The sequence below is a fragment of the Shewanella metallivivens genome (genome assembly GCF_028750675.1).
In the GTDB taxonomy this organism is placed as follows: Bacteria; Pseudomonadota; Gammaproteobacteria; order Enterobacterales; family Shewanellaceae; genus Shewanella; species Shewanella metallivivens.
The window spans coordinates 137,559-161,961 of the sequence record NZ_JAQQPZ010000015.1 but is presented as its reverse complement, the minus strand read 5'-3'; the positions used below and the strand labels follow the sequence as shown (position 1 = coordinate 161,961).

Genomic DNA, 24,403 nt, shown 5'->3' with positions numbered 1-24,403 from the left:
GAGAATAACTATTCATTCAGTCATTCGCCTTGTTTAAGCCCTTTTAAATTCTCGCTGAGAGATCACTTACTAACACGGAATGGTATTATTTCAATTGCTGGTCTAAAAATGCCGCTAACGATTTATATAAATGATTACGTACTTTCTCGCCGCGCATAGAATGCTTAGACCCTGGGTAATCCATCATCTGGAATAATTTCCCCTCATCTTGCAATGCTTTATAAACGCGTGTGCTGTTTTCAAACAACACGTTATCATCTGCCATACCATGGTACATCAGCAAACCTGACTGGTAATTTTTTACATAAGGTAAAATGCTGCTGGCATCATAGCCTTGTTTATTGGTGTCTGGGTTGCCCATGTAACGCTCGGTATAATGGGTATCGTATAAACGCCAGTCGGTTACCGGTGCACCTGAAATAGCCGCTTTAAAATAATCTGGCGCCTTAAACTGACTCATCAATGCCATGTAGCCGCCGTAGCTGTGACCATAAATCGCCACGTTTTCAGCATCAATAAAAGGCAGGCTGCGTAAATAATCCACACCCACTTTTTGGTCATTAACTTCAGCATCACCCATGTTTTGATAAATCACATATTCAAATTCAGTCCCACGGTGGGCCGAGCCACGATTATCGAGCTGAAATACCGCATAGCCTTGTTGCAGTAAATACTGAGTAAAATAGTCTGCTTCGCTCCAGCTATTAACCACTAACTGGGCGTGTGGACCGCCATAAACGCGCACCACCACTGGATACTTTTTATTGGCATCAAACGGCACAGGTTTAAATAAACGGTACATTAATGGCTGGCCATCTTCTGCTTTTAATTGGCCAAATTCAGGCATTTGCCATAAACCAGCCACATCATAGAGTGGATGCGTCTCATTGATTTCGTTTTGCTCAACCCAGGCTAACAATTTACCCGAGTCATTGTGTAAACTGATCTGTGGCGGTTGTTGTAGGCTATTAAAGTAGTCTAAATACACCGGGCTTTTATCGGCAAAAACAGCATCATGCATGCCAGCGGTTTGGCTAATACGCTCAATTGACTCAACGCCTATGTTCATATTAACTCGATATAAATGACGCTCTATCACACTGTCTTTACGGCCACTAAAATACACCCAACCACTGGCCTCATCGACAAATTCAAGCACATCAACAGCCCAATCACCTTGGGTTAATTGTTTAAGCAGCTTACCTTGTAGGTCAAACAAGTACAGATGATTAAAACCGTCGCGCTCTGAGCCCCAAATGAATGCTGATTGCTGTTTTAAAAAATGCAGGTCATTGTTGAGGTTTACCCACGCCTTACTGCGCTCTTCAATCACTGTGTTAGCTTGTTCTGGTTGGCTCACAGCGGCAATGCGTAAGTCTAATGCTTGTTGATCACGACTTTGCCATTGAAAAAACACATGCTTACTGTCGGGCAGCCAATCAACACGCGGTAAATACATGTCTTTTTGTTTGCCTAAATCAATCCAATTAATGCTTTTATCTTGCAAGCTCACCACACCAAGGGCAATTTCAACGTTCGCTTTGCCTGCATAGGGGTAACGTTGCTCGGTGAGTTTAATGCCGTCGGCGTAAATTTCATTACGAGTCACTAACTCCACACCCGATTCATCAATACGGGTAAAGGCAATTGCCGACTCATCGGGCGCCCACCAATAACCTGTCATGCGATCCATTTCTTCCTGGGCAACAAACTCTGCCATGGCATTTTTGATAGGACCTTTACCATCTGTGGTTAATGCGCTGACTTTTTGGGTATCGAGAGCTAGCACATACAGGTTTTGATCGCGCACAAACGACACATAGTGGCCTTTAGGCGACAAACGCGCATCGGTGGCAAAGCCCTCTCCTGTATTAAGCTCAGTCACCTTATTGCTGGCAACATCATATAAATACAATTGTCCTGCTGCAGGAATTAAAATACTTTGGCTGTTTTCAGACCAAAAGTATTCCATGATCCCTTCACCATAGATACGTTGGCGTTCGCGGCGGGCTTTTTCTTCATCAGACAGCTCACCACTGGCTAGCAGATCTGCATTTATCAAGATGCTGCGCTCACCCGTGGCAATATTCATTTGCCATAAATCATAAAAATGTTGATTATCGGCACGGCTTGATAAATAGGTCACTCGCTTACCGTCAGGTGACAAGGCTAAGCCGCGCGGGCTCGCCCCCGCCAATGCAGGAGATGCATGAATACGTTCTATCGTCAGTGGCGTGCTATTACCTTTTATTGCCGTTAACGGCGCGGTCGTTAATGAAGTCATGGTATTGCCTTGTGCGGCTTGAGAAATCTGGCTAATAAAAAATAATGGCGCTACAGTCATTGCGGCTAAAGCATGCTGCTTCCATGTTGTTGTCATTATAATGAATCCTTTGGGCAAACAATCAGTCAACATTTTGCCTGAATTTACGGCAAAACCAAAACCTTGGATAACAATCGCTGAAATTAGCATCATTGTGGGGTATGATTTACAGATAACTGATAAAAATGAACAACATCGACCTTAACCTCGCAAAATCTCATAGGAAAAATCATGCAGACTTTGGCCCAAACCCTTAGCGCTCAAGCAGTCAATGCGTCATTAACGCAATTACTAGTCACCTTAGCAGAAACCTCAATCGCCATTAGCGGTGCTGTTCGTCACGGCGCGTTAGCGGGGGTATTAGGCGCAACTGAGCAAGAAAACGTTCAAGGTGAAACCCAGAAAAAACTGGATGTCATCACAAACGACATGCTTAAAGATGCCTTAAAGGCTGACAGTACAGTACGCGGCATCGCCTCAGAAGAAGAGGATTACGTTGTAGAAGCCAACGCACAAGGTCAATACCTAGTGAGTTTTGATCCCTTAGATGGCTCATCTAACATCGACATTAACTCACTCGTTGGCACGATTTTTTCGGTATTACCGGCCCCTGCAGGCGAGTTTAACGAACAAAGCTTTTTACAGGCTGGACGTAACCAAGTTGCAGCGGGTTACGTGCTTTATGGCCCATCAACCATGATGGCCTTAACCACTGGTCAAGGTACGCAGTTTTATACCCTAGACCCAGACAGCCAAACCTTTTTATTGACCAACGACAATGTGCAAATCACGCCAGATACTGCTGAGTTTGCGATTAACATGTCTAACCAGCGCTTTTGGGAAGCGCCAATGCAAACTTACATCGCCGACTTATTACTGGGTAAAATCGGCCCGCGTGAGCAGTCTTTTAACATGCGTTGGATTGCCGCTATGGTGGGTGATGTGCACCGCGTATTATGCCGTGGCGGTATTTTTACCTACCCAACAGACAATAAAAACCCGGCTAAACCCTTTAAATTACGCCTAATGTATGAAGCCAATCCCATGGCATTGCTTGTGGAGCAAGCTGGCGGTAAAGCCTCAACAGGTTACGAAACCATCTTGGATATTCAACCCACTGAAATCCACCAGCGTGTTGCAGTCATTCTAGGCAGCGCGAATGAAGTTGATATCTGCTTAAGCTATCACGGTATAGATTACAGCGAAGAACCATCGATTGACTAAACGGGTTGTAACGCCGCTCAATAGACCATTGAGCGGCTTTTTATATCATGCAAAAATCACTTATTCTTTCGCTGTCACTAAGCTCTCTTCAGTCACTTGATGCTTTTTCTCGGTCTGGTCAACAATAGTCAGTACCGCAGTGTCACCCACTACGTTACAAGAAGTCAGTACCATATCAATAATTCGGTCAAGTGCGGCCACAATCACAAACGCTTCTACCGGCAAGCCCATTTGATAAATCAATACCCCAATCATGACCATGCCACCACCTGGTACACCACCTGCACCCACTGAAAGCAAAAACACGCTAAATAATAGAGAAGGAATTTGATCATTGCTTATCGGCATACCAAACGCATTAGCAACAAAGAATATGGCGATGGTGATATAAATCGATACCCCACCCATGTTCATCGTAGCGCCTAATGGCACGCCAAAACCGGCAACAGCTTGGCTTACGCCCAGTTTGTCGGTCAAGGTGCGCATGGTGACAGGAATGGTGGCATTAGAACTTGCCGTTGAAAGTGAAAACAAGATTTGCTCTTGGATTTTATCGCGAAACGTTTTAGCCGAAACAGGGGTAAATGCGCTAACAGCGATAGGGTAAACAATGAAAATCCAAATCAATAATAGCGCTAAAATCAATACCAGGTATTCAACCACACTGACAAAAATTTCAGGCTCTAATGTGGCGCCTAGTTTAAACATCAAGGCAAATACACCGTATGGCGCAAGGCTCATTACCAATCCAATTAAGCGCATCATGATTTTATTGGCCGTTTGAAAGCCCTTTACTGCACCCTCAACCGACGCGCCCATCGATTTAATCACGCCGCCCATCAGTAGCGCCATAAAAATCACTTGCAACATGTTGCCAGAAGTAAACGCTGAAAATGGATTATTAGGCACAATGCTCACAATAAGTGACATTAAATCTGGCAATTCTGTCGCGGTAATATCCACTGAGCCATTGCTCGACATATCAACGCCTTTGCCTGGTTCAAATATCATGGCGACGGTAAATGCTGCTAAGATCGCAACAACGGTATTAATAATGTAAAAACCAAAGGTTTTACCACCTAAGCGGCCAAAGCTTTTTAAATCTTGTAACTCGCACACGCCACACACAATACTGACAAACACTAACGGTACAACTAACATCATGATCATATTAACGAACATGGTACCGATACCAGCTGCTAACGTCACAAGTGTACCACCAAAAAAGGCGTTATCGGCGAGTGCAAATTGCACAATACTGCCAAATAGCACACCTAAAAATAGACCAATAAAGATCCGTGCTGAAAGTGATTTTGTCATCTGTTCTTTCCCATTCGAAATGGCAACTTAATGTTGCTGATTATTGTTATACCAATCCTGGTGCTTATTCTTTTCGAGCGCTGAAATACTGAGACATTGTGCACAATATTTCAATCACCTTGATAAACAAAAGCGCACACAAAAACACCACTCATAACAAGCGGTATAAAAAAGCATATATAACAATGTATTATGGAGATCAAAAATATTGTAATCTTGGTGTAGCCCGTCACCAAAACAGTGTTAAAAGAGGTCACAACGGGGTCACAGCAAAAAATAGCCCTTAACGGTCGATACCGATGCGATCGAGGCGTAATGCATTTGCCAGCATATGTTGCTGTTTAATACTGACATGGTGGCGAGCAACCCACTGAATTAACTTAAGCCACTGGGAAGCCTGGGTAGCCGTGTTGCAAGAGGCTTGCGACAGCATATTGTTAAGATAAGTTAATTGCTTATGTTGTTTATTAAAGTCACTGGCCGAGTTAATTTGCCCGATAGCGAGCAACTCATCTGGCACCTCAAGCACCCATTGCGGCACTATCATGCTACGGCAATGCTCAAGCGTATTCGCAATCATCAACCCTGCGGGATCAAGGTCGGTAAAAGCAATGACATCTACTTCACGTGCGGCAATCAGATGTAAAAAACGTTTGCGCCCTGCCGGTGAATAATCATGGCTGCCACGATACAACACCATGCTGTTGTCGATGATTGGCTGTAACTCGGGGCTAAATGAATAAGCAAATAGATTGTCAAAGCTGTCGAGGTTTTCGACCACAATGAGCTGCTTAATGTTAAGTTGCTGACAAAGGGCAACGGCGGCATCAACTTTTAAGCGCAGCGAGCCACTTAAGAAGTGCAAAACACCGGCTACAGCAGATTGAGAGAGTAGAGACTGAGTAATATTAGGCGCAAGTTTAATTAATACATGGTCGGCATCTGGGCGAATATTTGCGTATTTCTCATTCGCACTTTGCTGCGCCATTTGCTGGCGAGGTACATCAAAATCGAGCGAGAGAATGTCTAGGCCTGAGTCAATCTGCGCCATTTCTCGCAATAATGCGTAATCTTTAGCGGTTAAATACAGGTATTTTTCAGCACCATCGGGCTCACCGATTTGCCATATTTGATACAGTTTTTTCCAATTGGCATTGAAAGCCACGCGCGGCAATTGTTGCTTTGCCGCGCGGGCCAATAACTGTAATTGGCTCTGAGTTAGGCTAGCCATAACTCAACATCATGAATGATAAAATTACCGTTATAGACAGGATCGGGTTTGCCAATCGGTTCTAACTCAAAATAACTTTTATGCTCATCAGCCAAGCCTTCGTAGCCACCAATCACTTGGTAGAGCCAACTTTCTGCATCCCACTGTAATTGCTTGTCGGTTAAATAGCTCAATGCTGATTGGCGCAAACCTGAATCAATCACCTCACAGAAATACTCATCCACGGCAATTTTGAGTGGATTTTCTGGGATATCAAAATCTTCGCTTTCGCTCATCTCAAAAGTGACATTTTGCTCACGTGCAATTGATGGCAGCGTATCGCGGCTAATGGCTTTCACTTGTGCGACTAAACTCATGAGCTCCAGCTCGTGATGCGGGTTACTCACATCGACATTAGCAGGGGCGAGCAACGCTTCAGCGCAATTAAATAAGTTTGGTATTTTTTTATGGCCCACATGGTTATCGACTTGATAATCTGGGTGCATGTCGGTGTGCAGTAACCAGCCTTTAAGTAACCGAGTACGGCCTTGAATTTGCCTAAAGCGGCCTAATAACTCATATAACCGACTCTGTACAATACTCAGCTCTTGAGTGCACTGGCTTAGGGTTTCTTGTAGGCTGGTCATTAATAAGCGGCGCAATTCACGAATGTCGCCGGCAATCTCACCAAGCTCACTAAACTGGAACATCTCAAGGCCATTGAGTAAGTCAGACACTTGGCTTTGGGCCAATTCGTTTTCGCGAATTTTGGCACTGATGGTCCCGACATAACCAAACTCGTTATTAATGCGCCCCCACAACACCCTAATCGAATAACGTAAGCTGTCGGTAAAGCTGTAAACGTGCTCGTTTAAGTCGGCCAAATAAGCTTCTGCAGCACTGTAATCAACATTGTGACGCGCCTCTTTATAGTGATCGGCCAGGGTTTTTATGGTGGCTAAAGATGAGCCAACATTAGAGTCAATTTGGCGGTTACGTTCATCGCTTAAGGCCTCTTCAAGTAACGCCCTAACAGAACGCTTTAAACGCAGCTCCTGATCTGGCTCTGGTCGCCATAAAATGCCGCTTTTTTTAAGTTTTTCAATTACGCCTGCATCATGGGCGGTGTCGTTAATCGACCCAGCCAAATAGGCATCCATGATCACATCGGCATGCCGCCCGAGTTGTTTGAGCAGCTTTACCCCAGCTTGGTGTAAGTTACTGCTCATATTAACTCCCTTTGGGTCGCCGTTTCAGCTTGTGCCTCAAGGCTTAGGCCTTCAGTTTCGTCAATAAAGCGAATGACTTCGTACAAGTAATCAAGCTTGCCGGTGGCAATATAAATTTGTTTCTCGCTGTTGGGTTTAGTTAAATAACCCAGCTCAACGAGACGTTTAAACACCAACTTAATTTGGCCATCGACATTGCTGCTGCTGGAGCCAAATAGGCGATACTGGCTAAGTTTGGTTAACTGCTCCCTAAAGGCCGGGGTGTCTTCTATGCGTGCTTGTAAGTCGGTTAAGCGTATCGGTGCCCCTTCACTTAATGGCGCATCCTGACCGCTGGCCTCTTGCACTAACACTAACCATTCCACCAGCGGAATTAACGCCGAGCAAATGTCTTTAAACTGCGATGAAATCACTTTGCGCTCGGCATCGCCAAGCTGTAGATAACCACAAAAAAACACTTCACCTTCACCTGCGCTGGCTAAGGTGCGGTTAATTTGATTTAAGTACGTTTCTATCCGCTCACGGGTGCTGTTGTTTTTTAGTGCGCGCCAGCCGTCTTCGTTGGTTACTCGGCAAATAAACTCGCCCCGCAGTAGCTGTTCAATTAACGCACTGGTTCCCACTAAGGTTGTTTCATTTGAATCAGACATTAACTGTGCTCCTTAGCCGTTGTGGGATGAGTCGTTTCAGCATTTCGTTGCGACAATCGCTCTGCAAGTGGGTTAGTTTTAGGTTTAACCACCTGCAATTTTTTGGTTTGTTTGTTAATAATGTAGCGGTTAGCAAATAAGTTAAGCACTTCAGATTCTGGATTTGGAAATGCCCCTAACACGCTAATGTTATTGTTTTCACAGGCGTCAAAAATCTTCTTCACGTTGGTGTGGTGCAAGGTGCCGAGCTCATCAATAGGCCAATGTATGGTCACATGGGCTTTACCGCGCAATAAACGAGTAAACGCCAGCAAGAACTTACATAAAATCAGGTACGCCATACCGTGGCTAGACGATTCGTTTAGCTGGCGGTCGGTACGAATAATCAAATCGCTATTGCCCTCTTTTAGGCGCAATTCAATTTCTAATAGTTTGGCGATACCACCGGTTAATGCGGCGCGGCCAATAATGTCTAACGCGCGGCGCATTGAGTTAGTGTAGTGCTCGTCTGGTAACTGGCTAAAACCATCGGCTTTCCAGGCTTTAAAGGCTTTAACAAACACTTCAAGCTCTGGCCAGAACTCGAGTTCACTGATGCGCGAGCGAATGCGCACGGCCGATTCTGATACGCCGTCAAGAAACAACTCTTCACCGACTTCACGGGTAATACGCGCACTTTGGCTGGCAATACGGCGGTCGATATCGGTTAACACGTCGTAAAACGCGGTTAAGTCGATACCAAAAATACGCCCTTGCTCGCGAATTGCCATTAACGATTGCGGCACCATCACATTGAGTAACTGCTCAAGCTGTGGCACTAATTTACGGTAGTCGAGTAAGCGAATGCCTTTGTCATTGACAAAACTAGACTCGTCACGCGCGCGCTCCCAAAATTCGGCCAAACTTGAGCCCGATTTACTGGCAATCACTGAGTCGAAATGCTCAACATATTGCTTCACCGACCCCATTAAATAGTCACGCTTTAGCAATAAGTCTTCGCCTTGGCGCAGACGCTCACCAATGCTGCCGATGGCTTCGTCGTTATTGGGCGGTAACTTCAGCTCGGCCAACTTACGCATTACCGCACGCAGTTTGGTGAGATTTTCAGACGCTTCAACCTGGGCTGCATCGCAGGCTTTACGCTCTGTTTCTAATTGGGCACGGCGCTGTTTAATCTCGGCGGTTTTGGCTGTTAATTGTTGTTCAAGCTCTAGGGCGGCGCGTTTCACATCAGCCAACTGTGCTTGCAGTTTAGGCTTGCGCACTAACCAAGTATGTTGGTACCAATCGTCATAACGTAACACCTCACTACGACGCTGCTCTGCCTTGCTTATTTGCGCTTCAAGTTCACGAATTTGCTTTTTAAGCGCTAAAATGGTGCCTTCGTCGACACCGCGGGATTTAAGCTCATTTTTATACCAGGTTTCGCAGGCTTTTTGTTCTGTTTTAGCGTTAGTACGGCGCTGCTCAATATTGGCTTTAACTTGTCCAAGTTGATTGTCAATTGCGCCAACCACTTCTTGCCAGTAAGCATTTTTGTCCATACGCGCTTCAAGCGCCTGGTCTTTTTGTTCAGCTAGCCACTCAAGATGCTGGTTATGCAACTGCTTTAATTCGTTATCGAGTTGCACGATACGCTTACCCGATTCGGCTTTGCGATCGGCGACGGCTTGGTTGATCTTTTGTTGCTCGCTGCGCTTTTCATCAAAGAGCCGGCGTAAATCTTCACGGCTATTTTTGTATGCTGTACGGGCAAAAGTGAGTTCGCGGGTAACAGTATCTAATGCCGCATTCATTGCAACGAGCTGATCTTCAGCTTCGGCATGAATGTCTTGCGCGCTTTGCAGTGCTTCTTCGGCTTTGGCGAACCGAATACGCAGGTCTTGCTCAGAAGTCGCATATTCTGGCACGTCGATGGCTTTAAGATCTAAATGCACGCCAAATAAGCTGTCGCTGCTGTCTTGAGTGAAACTTGGGTGTAAGTCGCTACGGTGCAACAACTCTGGGGCTATCACTTTACCAAATGATTGCTCCCAACCTTGAGCCTCTTTACGTAAAAACTCCAGCAGTGTGTGCGACTGTGGGAATAACATGTGATGCAATTCTTCTTTGGCGTTTTCGCGCTCGCTCACACGAATACTGGCAATGCGCAGGGCTTCGTTAGCCTGATCACGCTTAGCGCGCTGCTTACGCTCTTCGGTAGTTAAGCGTTCAACCTTGGCATTACAGGTTTCTTGTTCTTCGTCGGCAAGGCTGATGCGCTCATCAAAAATCGCCAAGCGCATTTTTTCATCTTCGGTGTAGGTCACACCATCCACTTGATGCTTAAGCTCTGCTGCCTGCAATTTAAGTTGGTATTCTTGTTCGCTGAATTTGGCTTTACCCGCGTCAGTTTGCTCACGCCATTGTTGCTCAAGCTGCGCTAAATCGTCGTTTGCTAACTCACGTTGTTTATCTCGCGCCTCACGCAGTGTGTCTTGCTCTGTGTGTAATGACTCTAGTTCACGGTGTAATTGTTCAGCAATTTTACTGCGACGAGCGTTAAATGCCGCTTCAATATCTTGGTGTTTTTCGGTTTGCAGCTTATGGCGTTCGTTAAGGTTTTCAAGGTCACTTCGCCAGTTAGGTAAATTGTCTAAATCCGCTTTGGCCTGTTCAATGTCGGCATCTAAAAAGGCAGCGTGTTGGTCTTCTATGGCATCTAACTCATATTCAAATTTTCCCACGTCACCTTTGGCTGCGGACAATTCTTGGTTGAGCTCGTCACGGACATCTTTCCACTCATCGTCTAGTAAGCGCAGTTTTAGGTTTAATTCTTTACCTAAGGTTTGATTGCGGTCTTGGCGTTCGGCTTCTAAGGTTTCGTCGTTACGGTAGCCGCGCGACAAACTAGACAGGCGTAATTCGGCGCTCAGTAGTTGGTTAAACTCTTGTTCAAGTTTGTCGTATTCTGGACGAATTTGCTCAAAACCTTGTACTAGCTGGCTTTCGCGGATCCAGGTTTCTACTCGCTGAGGGTTAAGGCGTGAGGTTGGCGGGTTTACTCCGTCTTCTTCTAAAATGGCGGCGATCATGGATTTAACCGTTTCCATTTTGCCTTCTTTGGAATGCACGGCTTTGGCGAGTTTTTCAATGTGGCGCAGGCTGTGTTCGCCGTCACATAGTGAGAATTGACGCGCATAAGTACGCAACTCATTGCGGTTACTGCCAGTGTTCAATAAGCTGCGATCGTTTTGAATAATGGCACGAAACTCACGCGTATTAAGCAAGTTAGTGTGCGCGATGCCTTCGCGTTTAACTTCGCGGCCAAGCTCGGCCATCGAATGGCAAATAATGGTGTCGCCATTGCGGGATTTTATGTAATCCTCAAGCTCAAAACCACGTGCAATAAAGCGATAATTAACCCCTTTACCGTCGCCTGCTGACGCTAATACTGCTTGATACAGTAAGCCGTCATCTTTTTGATATTCGTAAATGATGTAGCTCGAATCGTGCGGTAAGTACCAACGTTCAAAACTGTCACGGGTTGATGGCACGACGCGACTTGGATATTCACCATAAAATACTGGCACTAGGCGCTGCAAGGTCGTTTTACCTGAGGCGTTGGTACCACAAATGTTGGTGTGGCCTTTTAATAGCAATTCGACCACACCTGGCAGGTGAGTATTAATTAATACGATTCTAATCAAGCTTGGCATGATAATCCTTTTCCAAACAACTCACATTACAGTGAAAAATAAGCAAAATAGCGCCGAAAAACTGGCATCACATTTTTGAATCTGATTAAAGTAAATCAAACATCGTCTTGAGGCAATTTTCAGCAAAAAATTGTCTTGATAATACGCTATTTCATTAGAAAGTGACGCTTAATACCAATCCGCATTAATAAGTGACCACTCAGAATGCGTCCAGCGGTTTTTGATTAAGGCGTAGCTATGTAGTAATGTTCCCTTTCAAATAGCGAGAACGCAGAGCAAAAGCGGCTGGGGCATTCCTTTCAGGCGAGTTTTAAAAGGGCTTACACTGCGTTGCATGACTTCGAAAGAGAACAACTATTCATTCAGTCATGCGCCTTATTTAAGCCCTTTTAAACTCTCGCTGAGCCATCACTTATTAACGTGGAATGGTATAACATGACAACAATTAAGTGCAATTGCTGTGATAGTGCTCAATTAGTGCGTGAGAAAAAAAGATAAGCTAGAGAGAATGGTATAAATATACAAAAATGCCGCTCATTGATATGAGCGGCATTGATAATAACAGCAGTTATATTAGCTGATTAAGCTGCTTTTACATCTGTTTCTTCTGAGTGTCGGATTAAGTAATCAAACGCCCCAAGAGATGCAGTTGCACCACTGCCCATGGCAATAATAATTTGCTTGTAAGGTGTGTTAGTCACATCACCGGCGGCAAACACACCAGGAATCGATGTTTGACCGCGCTCATCAACGATAATCTCGCCGCGAGGCGTCATATCGACAACACCTTTTAACCATTCTGTGTTTGGCACTAAACCAATTTGCACAAAGATACCGGCTAAGATGACCTCTTTGCTTTCGCCGCTTGCACGGTCGGTATAAACCAAGCTGCTTACACGAGTACCATCGCCTTTCACTTCTGTGGTTTGCGCTTGAGTAATAATTGTAATATTACCCATTGATTTAGCTTTACGCTGCAGCACTTCATCTGCACGTAACTTGCTGTCAAATTCAAGCACTGTGACATGTTCAACAATGTTAGCTAAGTCAATGGCGGCTTCAATACCAGAGTTACCACCACCAATTACGGCAACACGTTTGCCTTTAAATAACGGGCCATCACAGTGTGGGCAATATGCGACACCTTTACCGCGGTATTCTTGCTCACCAGGCACGTTCATTTCTCTCCAACGTGCGCCAGTTGCCAACAATACGGTTTTACTGCTTAAGGTTGCGCCGCTTTCTAGCGTCACATCAAATAGGCCATTTTTAGCGAGGCTTAATGCACGCTGGTTAGCCATAATATCGACGTCATAGTCTTTAACGTGTGCTTCTAAATTGGCAACCAGTTTTGGGCCTTCGGTTTTAGACACAGAGATAAAGTTTTCGATGCCAACCGTTTCAGCCACTTGACCGCCAAATTTATCGGCAACAATACCTGTGTTTAAGCCTTTACGAGCAGAGTATATCGCAGCCGCTGCTCCGGCAGGGCCACCGCCAACAACTAACACGTCAAATGCTGACTTTTTGTTGAGTTGCTCAGCTTGTCTACCAGCTGCATTTTTGTCTAACTTGTTCAGTACTTCAACGACGCTAATAGCACCAACAGAGAAGGCCTCGCCGTTTAAAAATACTGATGGTACTGACATGATATTGCGCTCGGTGACTTCCTCTTGGAACAGTGCACCGTCGATCATCACGTTAGTAATATTTGGGTTAATTGCCGCCATCATGTTCAGTGCCTGAATCACTTCAGGACAGGTTTGGCAACTTAATGACACATACGTTTCGAAATGAAACTCACCAGGTAACTGACGAATTTGCTCAATGACTTGCTCATCCAATTTAATTGGGTGGCCGCCACTGTGTAATAGCGCTAATACAAGTGAGGTAAATTCATGACCCATTGGTAAACCAGCAAACGTAATGTTGGTGCCATTTTGTGGGTTAATCACACTCATACTGGGTGTGCGTTTACCTTGTTGATAGGTTACTGACACTAGATCAGATGAATCAACAATATCTTGCGCCAAACTGCTTAACTCTTTGGCTTTGTTTGAGTCATCCGCAGACACGACAAGTTCAACTGGGCGCTTGAGGTTTTGCAGATAGGTTTTCAGTTGATTTTTAACATTCGCGTCTAACATAACAACTCCTAAAAAAGGGAAAATATTGAAAAAGTGGAGAGTGTTAGTCGGTGCCGGGGGAACACCGACTAACTGGAGATGATATTACTAACCTAAGGGTGAACTTAGCAGTTAGATTTTACCTACTAGGTCAATTGAAGGTGCTAATGTTTCTTCACCTGGCTGCCATTTAGCTGGACATACTTCGCCATCGTGAGTTGCAACATATTGTGCAGCTTGAATTTTACGAACAAGTTCTGAAGCGCTACGGCCAATACCTAGGTCGTGAATTTCAGCTACTTTAACTTCGCCTTCTGGGTTCATCACAAAAGTACCACGTAGTGCTAAACCATCTTCTTCAATCATCACACCGAAGTTACGAGTGATTGTGCCAGTTGGGTCACCAATCATTGGGTAAGTGATTTTACCGATAGTGTCTGAACTTGCGTGCCATGCTTTGTGAGTGAAGTGAGTGTCAGTTGACACTGAGTAAACTTCTACGCCCATAGCTTGTAGTTTTTCGTAATGGTCAGCCATGTCACCTAATTCAGTAGGACATACGAAAGTGAAATCAGCTGGGTAGAAAAATACAACAGACCATTTACCTAATAAGTCTTGCTCGGTCACGTCTACGAATGCACCGTTGTGAAATGCAGTTGCTTTAAATGGCTTGATAGTGCTGTTGATGATAGATTGTGTCATGTCATGCTCCATTAGATTAAGATTCACGTTAACCGACAACCTTGTGGCGTCGGAGATGATGAACAAGCTGCTCGTCATCTGATGTGAACTATAATAGCGATGGAGAATGATTAAGTATAACGGATAAAAACTATCACCTTAATCGGTTTTTTATATTGAACTTATTATTAATCGATAAAATTGAATAGCGCCATGTCTTGTAAATCCACGCTATTGCCATGGGCCAAAACGGGTCAACACTCGACTAATATTAGTATCAAGCTTTTGTGATAAGTGCTGTAATGCCTGCTTATTGTTAGCCCCTGCAAAGTTACCACTACCATTAGTGGCATAAACCACCCAGTTGCCGCCACCAGTTAAGCAAGCGTATACATAAGTGAAGTGGCGATAAAGCGTGTCGCGCAAGTGGCTATCACGGCTATGTTCTTTCCAACAATTAAGCACTAAAAAGCCATCTGCTTTTAATAACCGTTTACTTTGATTAATGAATAAATCCGTTAACTGCTGTTTATCAACACCTTTGTTACTGTATATATCGGCAAAAATCACATCGACTTTTTTATGCTCGCCACCGGCCAAAAAAACATTAGCGTCTTGATTAATTAACGTCAGCTTTTTACTCAAGGGCAACTGAAAAAAGCGTTTTGCCACTTCTATCACGCGGTGACGTAATTCTACTGCGGTTATTTTAATGGCGGCATCAACATGGCGAAGCGAATGGACTAATGCGCCGCCACCTAAACCTAAAATAATCACACTTTTAGGTTGGGTAAATAACAATACCGACAACATGGCTTGCACATAAGTATGCTGTGGTACATGAGGGGATACTTTGTCCATTTTACTTTGTTCGTCATTGTCGCCAAAGGATAACACGCGATAATCGCCATCATCGAGCACACAAAAATCACCAAAACTATCACTGTCGACATGCAATACTTTATAATCGGACATACTTCACTCTATGGCAGGCTTGGCTAATGGATTTCGCCAGCAACAAAGCCATATTGTACCCTAGGTTAATGCCACAAGTCCGTGGCTTATGGCCATTTATAAGCGTGAATTTTTTCTAGCAGGAAACCGAGATGTTTAATCAGTTATTGATGTGTATTGCATATTTGGCTGTATTTACTTTTGCTCAGCGTCAGGTGAGCCATTGGATCCGTCAGCAAGCAAAGAAAAAACAAGTTAATGAAGTGCGTAGCAGGATGGTCACCCGGCTAATATCGTACTTTATGTTTTTTGTTACTTTGTCGGTCATGGCTGTATCGCTGGGATTAGGCTACCAAGAAGTGTCTCTTTTTGTTTCGTCGGCGTTTGCTGTGCTAGGTGTGGCCTTATTTGCGCAGTGGTCAATTTTGAGCAACATCACCGCTGGTGTACTGATATTTTTTGTTTTCCCCTATCGTATTGGCGATCGCATTCGTATTGTTGAAAAAGATGAAGACATGTCTGGGGTGATTGTCGAAATAGCACTGTTTCATATTTTGCTAAAACGCGATTCCGGTGATGTGATGACTTACCCAAACAGCTTGTTGTTGCAAAAAGGGGTAGTTAAACTCCCTAATAATGACGTGGCAACCCAAAAAACCGCCACTCGACGAGTGATCCCAAAGCGTAAATGACCCATTGCAGTAAGTGTTTACCGACATAAATGAAAAAAGACACGAATGCGCCTTTTTTCATTTGTGTCAAAGCCATTGATGCTAGTTCAACACTCGCTGAAAAAACGCCACCGACTGCAAATACATTTGCAACGCTAATGCGGCATCATATCGCTCACCTTCATCACGCATAAAGGCGTGCTGAGCATTAACTTCAAGCCAAGTAAAATTAGCATTCACTTGTTCAAGCTTCTGATAAATAAGCTTTCGCCCTTCTTTGCTCACATGCGGATCTTGTTTACCAAACACCATGACTAACTCGCCCTTTATATCCCCTGAACGGGTCAGAGAGTCATTACCCGCTTGGCAAGGTAAGGTATTAGAATGAATGTCGGTCGGGTATAAACAAAAAGCACCGCTGATGTCAGGGGTTAATGCCGCGCGGTAAGCTAAATGACCTCCAATGCACACGCCCATTGCACCCACTTTATCTGAGCAAAATGACTGCGAACGAGCAAAGTCGACTAACGCTTGAGTGTCACTATCATGCTGCTCTAGCGGTTTAGCCCATTTGTCAGCATTGCCTTTATCTTTACCCGCTTCGTCATACGCGAGTACGGTACCGATTGGGTTTAACTCATGAAACACTTCAGGCACAAGCACCACAAAACCATGACCGGCAAGAATCGCCGCAGAGCGCGCTATGGGAGCCGTTTGCTGAAATATTTCTGAATAAAAAATAATTGTCGCAAATTGGCCTTTGCTATCAGGGCGATACAAGGTTGTACGCATTACGCCTGTGGGCGTTGCAATGTCGTGCACTTCAGTTTTAGTAATCATATTATCCCCACTCCATTGTCATGCTGGTGATGAAAGTTAGCCGTTAGCAAAACTAAAACAACTCATTGTCACACACTGCACCTGACATTAATTGAGTGACGTTCGTTAACGTAGTCGATGCGATAGCATTCAGTGCTTCGTCAGTTAAAAACGCTTGGTGTCCAGTAAAGATTACATTATGACATGCTGATAAACGGCGAAACACATCATCTTGAATAATTTCACTCGACTTATCTTCAAAGAACAATCCTTTTTCGTTTTCGTAAACATCTAAACCTAGCGAACCAATATGACCCTCTTTCAATGCTTCCATCGCATCAAATGCATTTAATAGCCCGCCACGACTGGTGTTTATTACCATTACGCCTGGCTTCATTCTCTTAAAACTTGCTTGGTTAAGTAAGTGATGATTATCTTTAGTCAGTGGGCAGTGCAAACTGATGATGTCACATTGAGGGTATAGAGCATCTAAGTCGACATACTCTACACCAAGGTCAGTGACAGCTTGATTTGGATACGGATCATAGGCGATCACTTTACAGCCAAAACCCAGTAAAATTTTGATCGTTGCCACACCAATTTTACCGGTACCAATCACCCCAACGGTTTTGCCAAACATGTTAAAACCCACTAAGCCAGACAAGGCAAAGTTAGCATCACGAGTGCGCTGGTATGCCTTATGGATTTTGCGATTTAAGGTTAACATTAATGCGACTGAGTGCTCTGCGACTGACTCAGGAGAGTAAGCTGGTACGTTAACCACTTTCATGCCCAAACGCTCAGCAGCAATAAGGTCGACATTGTTGAACCCAGCACAGCGCATTGCAATAATTTTAGTTCCACCTTTAGCAAGCTCAACCAAAACTTCTTCACATAATGAGTCATTAACAAACGCGCAAACCACTTCATAGCCTTCAGCGAGTTTGACGTTTTGCATGCATAGGCGGTAATCAAAGTATTCAATATCAACATTAAATTGCTGATTAGTACGATTGAAATGAACAATGTCGTAAGGCTTTGCGCTAAAAAATCCGATTCTCATAAGTATCCAAATTACCCGTGGTAGATGGTGAGGATGAGTCTGTGCCTCCCCCCAAAAGATAGGTTAATTGTATGTGAATCCACCGTTGTTGTCGTTAATATCACATTGGATAAACATCAAATTGTGATCAAGTTTACGTTGCCCTTAATCTAGGCTTTTACGCTAAATAAAGCGTTAACTCTCCAGAACCCAGTTGTCATCTTTCTATTTAACTCACATTATCTATTAAATAGGCTATCAATAACATCGTATCACTAGCGTCAAACACGATGAGCAGACATTTTTGTGCTGATGATTACATTCTGTTGTGTGTGAAACAAACCACAAATTGGCGTGCCAATCACTGTTTACATGAGCATTACTTGTTAGTATTAAAGTGTTTTTAAACGAAGACAGTCACTTATGAAAAATAAAGATAAAATGCCCGTATCTGAAGGGCGATTTTGGATAGAGCGGATCAGTAAAACATCGCTGAGGGCGATTCATATTATTGGTGTCGTTGGCAGTGGTGGCGGGATCATGTTTGATCTCGATTTATCATTGTGGCTTAACTACTGGCTCGCTGCCGTTTGCTCTGGAGTGTTATTGATGAGCTGGGAAATCATACGGGACTGGCGTTGGCTTATTCAGCTGAAAGGGGTATTAACGTTATTAAAGATTGTACTGCTTGGCTTTTTTATTCAAATAAGTCAGTGTAAATCTGAATTAGTCATCTTTATTATTCTATTATCTGTTATTGTATCTCATGGCCCTGCGGGATTGCGCCATTACTCAATCGTGCATCGCAAGGTGATCCAGAGCCGCAAAGAAATTAAAGGTTAACCAAAAGGACATGGGATGTTCCCTTACCCAGAACAATATCGCATTGCACTCCCCCCTATTACAACAGGGGTTATGGTTATTTGGGCCATTTTAAGCCATACCATTTTCGCTGATGCTAGCCCGTTTGCCTTATATCCATTATTTTTATTATTTATTGTCGTTATGGGGGCGCATTTATACCTCATCATCATGTCAAAAGGGATGCAGCGCCTAGATCAATGCTTTTATGCGTTAGTGCATATCCCATTAGCATTTGTGGTGTGGACATTCACGATAATGCACGTAAACGGCCACGCCTTTTCTTAATCATTGTGCAACACTTGCACATCTTGCTATCCAACGGTATCGTTGCCGCGAATTGACTGACGAGACCCTCATAATGGCTGATTTTATTTATAATCCACCGACCACACCTTGGTTAGATATATTGCATCAAGATAAAGACATTATTGTGATCAATAAACCTTCGGGATTACTGTCAGTGCCGGGTAGAGAAGCGATTTATCATGACAGTATTTACTCGCGAGTGTTGGCCGAACACCCTAATGCACAAATCGTTCATCGTCTCGACATGGCAACATCAGGCGTTATTGTCGTAGCACTTCGTCGTAGTGCAGAAAGAGAGCTAAAAAGACAATTTCGCGATCGTGAAACCAGTAAAACCTATTATGCGCGAGTCGCTGGTCATGTGAGCAAACAAGTCACTCAAATTGATTTACCGCTAATTTGTGATTGGCCTAATCGCCCAAAACAAAAAGTGGACCATACCCTTGGAAAACCCTCAACAACACTCGTCGAAGTCGTCAGTTATGCCGCTAAGTCAACATTGGTAAAACTGACCCCCATTACAGGGCGTTCGCATCAATTGCGGGTACACATGATGGCACTTGGCCACCCAATTTTAGGTGATGGTTTTTATGCCGACCCATTGGCAAAAAGTTTGTCTCCACGTTTATTGCTTCATGCGGCGGCATTAACCATTCGTCATCCGTATACACAAGCGCAAATGCACTTCGAATCACCAGCAGAATTTATCGAACCAACTGCAAAGCAATAGTTTTAGTCGACAAAGATAAACATTATTAATTTTACCCGTAATTTTTCTGGCTATTACGCAATGAAAGACGTAGATTTATGACCAAATAGTGGTTTATTAGGTTCAATACTGTGGATAGCTCATTTCAACGCGACGATTTAGACAATCAAATCCTGACGGCACTAATGGAAGATGCTCGCACGCCATTTGCTGAACTGGCAAAACGCTTTAATGTGAGCGCGGGTACCATTCACGTACGTGTTGAAAAAATGAAGCAAGCAGGCATTATTACGGGTGCACAAATCACTGTAAACCCAAAAGCCCTAGGCTACGATGTATGTTGTTTTATTGGCATAAACCTAAAAAGTGCCGGTGATTACCCTTCGGCAATCGCCAAACTCAATGCCCTTGAAGAAGTTGTCGAAGCCTATTATACCACCGGAAATTACTCTGTTTTTGTAAAGGTAATGTGCCAGTCTATCGATGGATTACAACATGTGCTTATTAATCGCATTCAATCGATAGATGAAATCCAATCCACAGAAACCTTAATTAGCCTGCAAAACCCGATTGTTAGGGCGGTAAAGCCTTAATATGCAATAACCTCCCGCCTTGTATGACCTCCATCACAACCTCGGTTAACATTTAATTACTTTTTTATTAACTTATGGTGTGACTTTTGTTAATTAATTGTGCTACAAATGCAGTGATGCATCACAGAATGCAACATAAAATTAATGACATTAAAATCATCATCACTTAATAATCATCGTGTTAGCACGATACCCCTCCAATTAAGTGATGCCTAATAACAAGGAAGAAGTTGTGAAGACAAAACTAGCCATCGCCATCTCGGCCGCATTAATCTCTAGTGCAGCATTTGCTGAAACAGAAAGTAAATACAACACCACTGACAGAGTTAACAATGAATACGCAGGCATAAAAGCCACCAAATCAGAAAAGCAATCAAATATTTCTGCTTGGATGATCAAACTTAATACCCAGTCAGTATCTCAACAATCACGTTTATCGAAAGTCTCTTATACACAAGCTGCTGCATCTGTTCAACAGTCTCAAGCTCGAGTTTTAAGCTCGATTGAACGTCTGGGCGCTGATATTGAAGTCGTTGGACAAACCTCAAATCTGGTTAACTCGATTTTAGTAAAAGCTGACAAAGCGCATTTAGTGTCACTATTAAAAAACGCTGACGTTGCAGATATTTTACCTATTTACGACTACGACCTACATGTAGCAGACAGTGCTGATTATATCGGTGCAACTGCGGTAATCGAAGCAGGCACTGCATCAGGTCAAGGTCAAAAAGTTGCTGTGTTAGATACAGGTGTAGATTACACTCACGCTGCATTGGGTGGCTCTGGTGACATTGCTGATTATGAAGCTGCAGTAGCAGCGAAAGCAGATATGCCAAACTGGCCGCAAGGTAAAGTAGTTGGTGGTTATGACTTTATTAACAACGACCCTAACCCGATTGATGTTGATACTAATCATGGTACTCATGTAAGCCACTCCGTAGTGGGGATCGCGCCAGATGTTGAATTGTATGTTTATTCTGTGTGTGATTTAGGTTGTCCTGGTCTAGCGCAACTTTACGCGTTAGAAGCCGCCATGGATCCTAATGGTGATGGCGATATCTCTGACCGCGTTGATACAGTTAATATGTCCCTCGGTGGTGATTTCGGTGACTCTAAAGAAGGCGCTGTTCAAGAACTGATTGATGAAATGGTTGAGCTAGGTGTAAACCTTGTAATTTCAGCAGGTAACGATGGTGCGACACCATTTGTTGTTGGTGGACCAAGTACGTCTGCTAATGCATTATCTGTCGGCGCAATGACTCACCCAACCGTGACCGCAGGTAAAATCACAGCAACGGCTGCTGGAGTTGAACTAGCGCCAATTAGCGCTGCATTTAACACCTCTAATGAATTTTCATTTAGCAACACAACCGCCCCATTAGTACTCCCTACGGATAACTTAAATGGTTGTGATCCATTTGCAGATGACGTCGACTTTACTGGTAAAACGGTAATCATTGACCGTGGTGGCTGTGGTTTTGTAGATAAAGTCTTTCATGCTCAAGAAAATGGCGCATCATTTGTCATTGTTGCCAATAACGTAGAGGGTGATGGTGCATTTACCATGGGCGGTTCAAATCCAGACATCACAATTCCATCTGTAATGATTTCTAAAGAGGAAGGTGATGCACTTAAAGAAGCACTTGCTGAAGGCGATGTTGTATTCTCCATTACTTCAGTAGAAGTCACCACAGCGGGTGCAATGGCAAGCTTCACCTCACGTGGACCATCAATTGCTGGAACACTAAAACCAGAAATCACAGCTCCTGGTACGTCGATTATGACTGCTCACCCAGGGCTCGGTGATGAGTTATCACCTATTAGCGGAACGTCATTCTCTAGCCCTATTACTGCTGGCGCAATGAGTATTATTAAAGAAGCATTACCAAATCGCAGTGCGCTTGAAATCAAAGCCACTATGATGAATGCTGCAAACCTAAATGTTACCGTTGAACCAATTGCATTAAATGAAAATGCTGAGTTAGCACCGATTAGTTATATTGGTGCAGGCTTGGTTGACATTGAGAAATCAATTAATCTTCCTGTTGCAGCATACGACAAAGACACCATGCAAGCTGCTTTAGCCTTTGGTCTTGTTTCATTAACTGAAACAAAGTCAATAACTAAGACCATTTCTGTGAAAAACTTCTCTACAGAAGCGAAAACATACACATTAATGGCAGAGCAGCGCTTCCAAAATGATATCGATTCAGAAGCGGTGACTTTTGACATGCCAGAAAGCATCCAAATTCCTGCTGGTCAAACGAAAACATTTGATGTAACGGTCACAATTGATCCTACTAATCTTCCTGAGTGGACCTTAGATTCATCATATGAGTTAGGCGGTACTGCTAGTGAGGCTTCTGATGCGTTAACATTATCAGAATATGATGGTGCAATTAAGTTCATGGATGGTGAAGAGCAAGCATTGCATGTTGTTTATCACATTCTACCAAAAGCGGCTGCAGCTGCATCGGTTTCAACTGAAGTCACCGAAGACGGTATTGTGAGAACATTCACTAACGTAGGAGCAACTGCAATTACAGCTCCATTTAGCGCACCATTAACAGCAACCAGCCCTGTTGACATGTCTTTACGCCATGACTTACTCAATGCTTCAAGTGAATTAGCAGGCAGCTCAACGTGTGATGAAGGCATTGCAATTTGGAACACCTTCCAAATGCGAGACCCAATTGTACATGGTTTAGTCGCTAGCTATAACGTTGACTATGATATAGATAATGATGGTGTTTATGATTTCACAGCAAAAACTATCAACTTAGATTGGTTCAGCAGCGACACAGTAACATACCCACGAGCACTTTACGGTTTTGTTACGGATTATGGTACTAGTAGCGGAGTCTTTTCTCCGGCTTACCATGTTACTGGTAATGACTTCTTATCAATCAAAGCTTGTTTTGAAGATATTGGGCTAGCAGCTACGGATTTAGGCGCATCTATTGGAGTACGTTTCCGTGTAGAAGAAGCCGACTGGGCACCTGTATCTACAGGAACAGGAGATGAATCGGAAGCGACGTTATTGCTTGACGGTACAGATGTCATAGCAGGTTTAGTTGACGAAAATGGCGAACCAGTTACTGAACTACAACCAGGCGAAAGTGCAATACTTGTAAGCCAAGTTGGTGGTAATTCTTTAGGTTATATGTTGCTGTCTGATAATGGTTCTATGTCAGTTGTTGCAAACACAACTGATGAAGGTAACGAAGCCCCTACAGTTGAAGACCTAGTACTTTATGTAGACAAAGGCGCAGCTGCAGGCACTGAACTTGGTCAAGTTGTTGCAACAGACCCTGATATGCTAACAAGCCCAGTATCAGAGTTTATTGTTATCAGCGCTAACTCAAGCATGTTCATGATTGACGCTAAAGGTAAAGTCAGCTTAAGCGACACTGCTGTCATTGACCAAACTAGCGAAACCATGGAAGCACAAGTTGTTGCTATCGATACCATGGGTAACCGTTCTGAAATGGCAACGGTTTCTATCATGATTAACAACACGACTCCAACTGTTGCGCCAACAGGCATGACAAGTACTGAAGGTTTTGTTGTTACAGCACGAGCGAACGGTAGCGATGCTGACGGCGATACACTAACGTACAACTGGGTACAAACAAGTGGTCCATCGGTTAGCTTTACCAATGGTGGTGAAAAAATTAGCTTTACAGCACCGTCAGGTAGTAGCTCAATTAAGTTCTCTGTAACGGCGTCTGATACGCGTTTAGAGAGTGAGCCAGGAACAGCAACTATTACTGTAACCGAAAAAGAAGAGAAATCTTCTGGTGGTTCTATGGGGTGGTTAACTGCACTATTACTGCCATTAGCTGCATTACGTCGTCGTAAGCACTAATTCTCAGTAATGATTAATTTGGTTTTACCAAATTAGCCCTAAAAACCAGCTGCGTAAGTAGCTGGTTTTTTTTGGGATAAAAATATGCAACTCGTTGTGTTAATTATTCATTTTCA

The 24,403-nt window shown here is 43.7% G+C and carries 18 protein-coding genes; 7 read left to right on the top strand and 11 right to left on the bottom strand.

Annotated elements, in window-relative coordinates:
* Positions 1–85 precede the first annotated feature (85 nt).
* Positions 86–2,380, bottom strand: a complete 2,295-nt coding sequence (locus tag PQR79_RS18860; protein ID WP_438270833.1) for a S9 family peptidase — start codon at positions 2,378–2,380, stop codon at positions 86–88.
* Positions 2,381–2,554: 174 nt separating this feature from the next.
* Between PQR79_RS18860 and PQR79_RS18855 the strand changes: the two genes are divergently transcribed.
* Entirely contained in the window at positions 2,555–3,547 is a 993-nt protein-coding gene (locus PQR79_RS18855; RefSeq protein WP_238102984.1) for a class 1 fructose-bisphosphatase, read from the top strand.
* A 60-nt stretch (positions 3,548–3,607) separates the two neighbouring features.
* Here PQR79_RS18855 and PQR79_RS18850 read toward each other — a convergent pair whose 3' ends face one another.
* From PQR79_RS18850 to PQR79_RS18815, 8 genes are all read right to left on the bottom strand, one after another.
* Entirely contained in the window at positions 3,608–4,867 is a 1,260-nt protein-coding gene (locus tag PQR79_RS18850) for a dicarboxylate/amino acid:cation symporter (protein ID WP_238102987.1), read from the bottom strand.
* A gap of 283 nt (positions 4,868–5,150) precedes the next feature.
* Entirely contained in the window at positions 5,151–6,098 is a 948-nt protein-coding gene (locus tag PQR79_RS18845) for a DUF7281 domain-containing protein (RefSeq protein ID WP_238102989.1), read from the bottom strand.
* Complete coding sequence (locus PQR79_RS18840) at positions 6,086–7,306, bottom strand: phosphoenolpyruvate carboxylase (RefSeq protein WP_238102991.1); 1,221 nt, start codon at positions 7,304–7,306, stop codon at positions 6,086–6,088. The genes PQR79_RS18845 and PQR79_RS18840 overlap by 13 nt, the downstream gene beginning before the upstream one ends.
* Positions 7,303–7,956, bottom strand: a complete 654-nt coding sequence (locus PQR79_RS18835; RefSeq protein ID WP_160054951.1) for a condensin complex protein MksE — start codon at positions 7,954–7,956, stop codon at positions 7,303–7,305. Before PQR79_RS18835 ends, PQR79_RS18840 begins: the two co-directional genes overlap by 4 nt.
* On the bottom strand, positions 7,956–11,654 hold the full coding sequence (locus tag PQR79_RS18830) for an ATP-binding protein (RefSeq protein WP_238102993.1): 3,699 nt from the start codon (positions 11,652–11,654) through the stop codon (positions 7,956–7,958). Before PQR79_RS18830 ends, PQR79_RS18835 begins: the two co-directional genes overlap by 1 nt.
* A gap of 581 nt (positions 11,655–12,235) precedes the next feature.
* Positions 12,236–13,801, bottom strand: a complete 1,566-nt coding sequence (gene ahpF, locus PQR79_RS18825; RefSeq protein WP_238102995.1) for an alkyl hydroperoxide reductase subunit F — start codon at positions 13,799–13,801, stop codon at positions 12,236–12,238.
* A gap of 111 nt (positions 13,802–13,912) precedes the next feature.
* On the bottom strand, positions 13,913–14,482 hold the full coding sequence (gene ahpC / locus PQR79_RS18820) for an alkyl hydroperoxide reductase subunit C (RefSeq protein WP_238103088.1): 570 nt from the start codon (positions 14,480–14,482) through the stop codon (positions 13,913–13,915).
* A gap of 210 nt (positions 14,483–14,692) precedes the next feature.
* Positions 14,693–15,436 carry a spermidine synthase gene (locus PQR79_RS18815; RefSeq protein ID WP_238102996.1) on the bottom strand — a complete coding sequence of 248 codons (744 nt, stop codon included), beginning with the start codon at positions 15,434–15,436 and terminating at the stop codon, positions 14,693–14,695.
* A 131-nt stretch (positions 15,437–15,567) separates the two neighbouring features.
* Between PQR79_RS18815 and PQR79_RS18810 the strand changes: the two genes are divergently transcribed.
* A complete protein-coding gene (locus tag PQR79_RS18810; RefSeq protein ID WP_238102997.1) occupies positions 15,568–16,107 on the top strand; it encodes a mechanosensitive ion channel family protein in 540 nt (179 codons plus the stop codon).
* An 81-nt stretch (positions 16,108–16,188) separates the two neighbouring features.
* On the opposite strand, the gene PQR79_RS18805 is transcribed toward PQR79_RS18810, so the two are convergent.
* Complete coding sequence (locus tag PQR79_RS18805) at positions 16,189–16,926, bottom strand: dienelactone hydrolase family protein (RefSeq protein ID WP_238102998.1); 738 nt, start codon at positions 16,924–16,926, stop codon at positions 16,189–16,191.
* 52 nt (positions 16,927–16,978) lie between these two features.
* Positions 16,979–17,968: a 2-hydroxyacid dehydrogenase gene (locus PQR79_RS18800; RefSeq protein WP_238102999.1), complete on the bottom strand. Its 990-nt coding sequence runs from the start codon at positions 17,966–17,968 to the stop codon at positions 16,979–16,981.
* Positions 17,969–18,370: 402 nt separating this feature from the next.
* On the opposite strand from PQR79_RS18800, the gene PQR79_RS18795 reads away from it, so the two are divergent.
* The 5 genes from PQR79_RS18795 (at position 18,371) to PQR79_RS18775 (ending at position 24,287) form a co-directional block, all read left to right on the top strand.
* Positions 18,371–18,790: a hypothetical protein gene (locus PQR79_RS18795; protein WP_238103000.1), complete on the top strand. Its 420-nt coding sequence runs from the start codon at positions 18,371–18,373 to the stop codon at positions 18,788–18,790.
* Positions 18,791–18,805: 15 nt separating this feature from the next.
* Entirely contained in the window at positions 18,806–19,096 is a 291-nt protein-coding gene (locus PQR79_RS18790) for a hypothetical protein (RefSeq protein ID WP_238103001.1), read from the top strand.
* A 73-nt stretch (positions 19,097–19,169) separates the two neighbouring features.
* Entirely contained in the window at positions 19,170–19,847 is a 678-nt protein-coding gene (gene rluA / locus PQR79_RS18785; protein WP_238103002.1) for a bifunctional tRNA pseudouridine(32) synthase/23S rRNA pseudouridine(746) synthase RluA, read from the top strand.
* A gap of 110 nt (positions 19,848–19,957) precedes the next feature.
* Complete coding sequence (gene asnC, locus PQR79_RS18780) at positions 19,958–20,419, top strand: transcriptional regulator AsnC (protein WP_238103003.1); 462 nt, start codon at positions 19,958–19,960, stop codon at positions 20,417–20,419.
* 232 nt (positions 20,420–20,651) lie between these two features.
* Complete coding sequence (locus tag PQR79_RS18775) at positions 20,652–24,287, top strand: S8 family serine peptidase (RefSeq protein WP_238103005.1); 3,636 nt, start codon at positions 20,652–20,654, stop codon at positions 24,285–24,287.
* The last annotated feature ends 116 nt before the right edge of the window (positions 24,288–24,403 follow it).

Coding starts and splice junctions, on each gene's coding strand:
- PQR79_RS18860 (WP_438270833.1), bottom strand. CDS start 2,380: ATGACAACAACATGGAAGCAGCATGCTTTAGCCGCAATGACTGTAGCG.
- rluA (WP_238103002.1), top strand. CDS start 19,170: ATGGCTGATTTTATTTATAATCCACCGACCACACCTTGGTTAGATATA.
- PQR79_RS18815 (WP_238102996.1), bottom strand. CDS start 15,436: ATGTCCGATTATAAAGTATTGCATGTCGACAGTGATAGTTTTGGTGAT.
- PQR79_RS18810 (WP_238102997.1), top strand. CDS start 15,568: ATGTTTAATCAGTTATTGATGTGTATTGCATATTTGGCTGTATTTACT.
- PQR79_RS18790 (WP_238103001.1), top strand. CDS start 18,806: ATGTTCCCTTACCCAGAACAATATCGCATTGCACTCCCCCCTATTACA.
- ahpF (WP_238102995.1), bottom strand. CDS start 13,801: ATGTTAGACGCGAATGTTAAAAATCAACTGAAAACCTATCTGCAAAAC.
- PQR79_RS18805 (WP_238102998.1), bottom strand. CDS start 16,926: ATGATTACTAAAACTGAAGTGCACGACATTGCAACGCCCACAGGCGTA.
- PQR79_RS18830 (WP_238102993.1), bottom strand. CDS start 11,654: ATGCCAAGCTTGATTAGAATCGTATTAATTAATACTCACCTGCCAGGT.
- PQR79_RS18840 (WP_238102991.1), bottom strand. CDS start 7,306: ATGAGCAGTAACTTACACCAAGCTGGGGTAAAGCTGCTCAAACAACTC.
- PQR79_RS18800 (WP_238102999.1), bottom strand. CDS start 17,968: ATGAGAATCGGATTTTTTAGCGCAAAGCCTTACGACATTGTTCATTTC.
- PQR79_RS18855 (WP_238102984.1), top strand. CDS start 2,555: ATGCAGACTTTGGCCCAAACCCTTAGCGCTCAAGCAGTCAATGCGTCA.
- PQR79_RS18850 (WP_238102987.1), bottom strand. CDS start 4,867: ATGACAAAATCACTTTCAGCACGGATCTTTATTGGTCTATTTTTAGGT.
- PQR79_RS18835 (WP_160054951.1), bottom strand. CDS start 7,956: ATGTCTGATTCAAATGAAACAACCTTAGTGGGAACCAGTGCGTTAATT.
- PQR79_RS18845 (WP_238102989.1), bottom strand. CDS start 6,098: ATGGCTAGCCTAACTCAGAGCCAATTACAGTTATTGGCCCGCGCGGCA.
- PQR79_RS18795 (WP_238103000.1), top strand. CDS start 18,371: ATGAAAAATAAAGATAAAATGCCCGTATCTGAAGGGCGATTTTGGATA.
- ahpC (WP_238103088.1), bottom strand. CDS start 14,482: ATGACACAATCTATCATCAACAGCACTATCAAGCCATTTAAAGCAACT.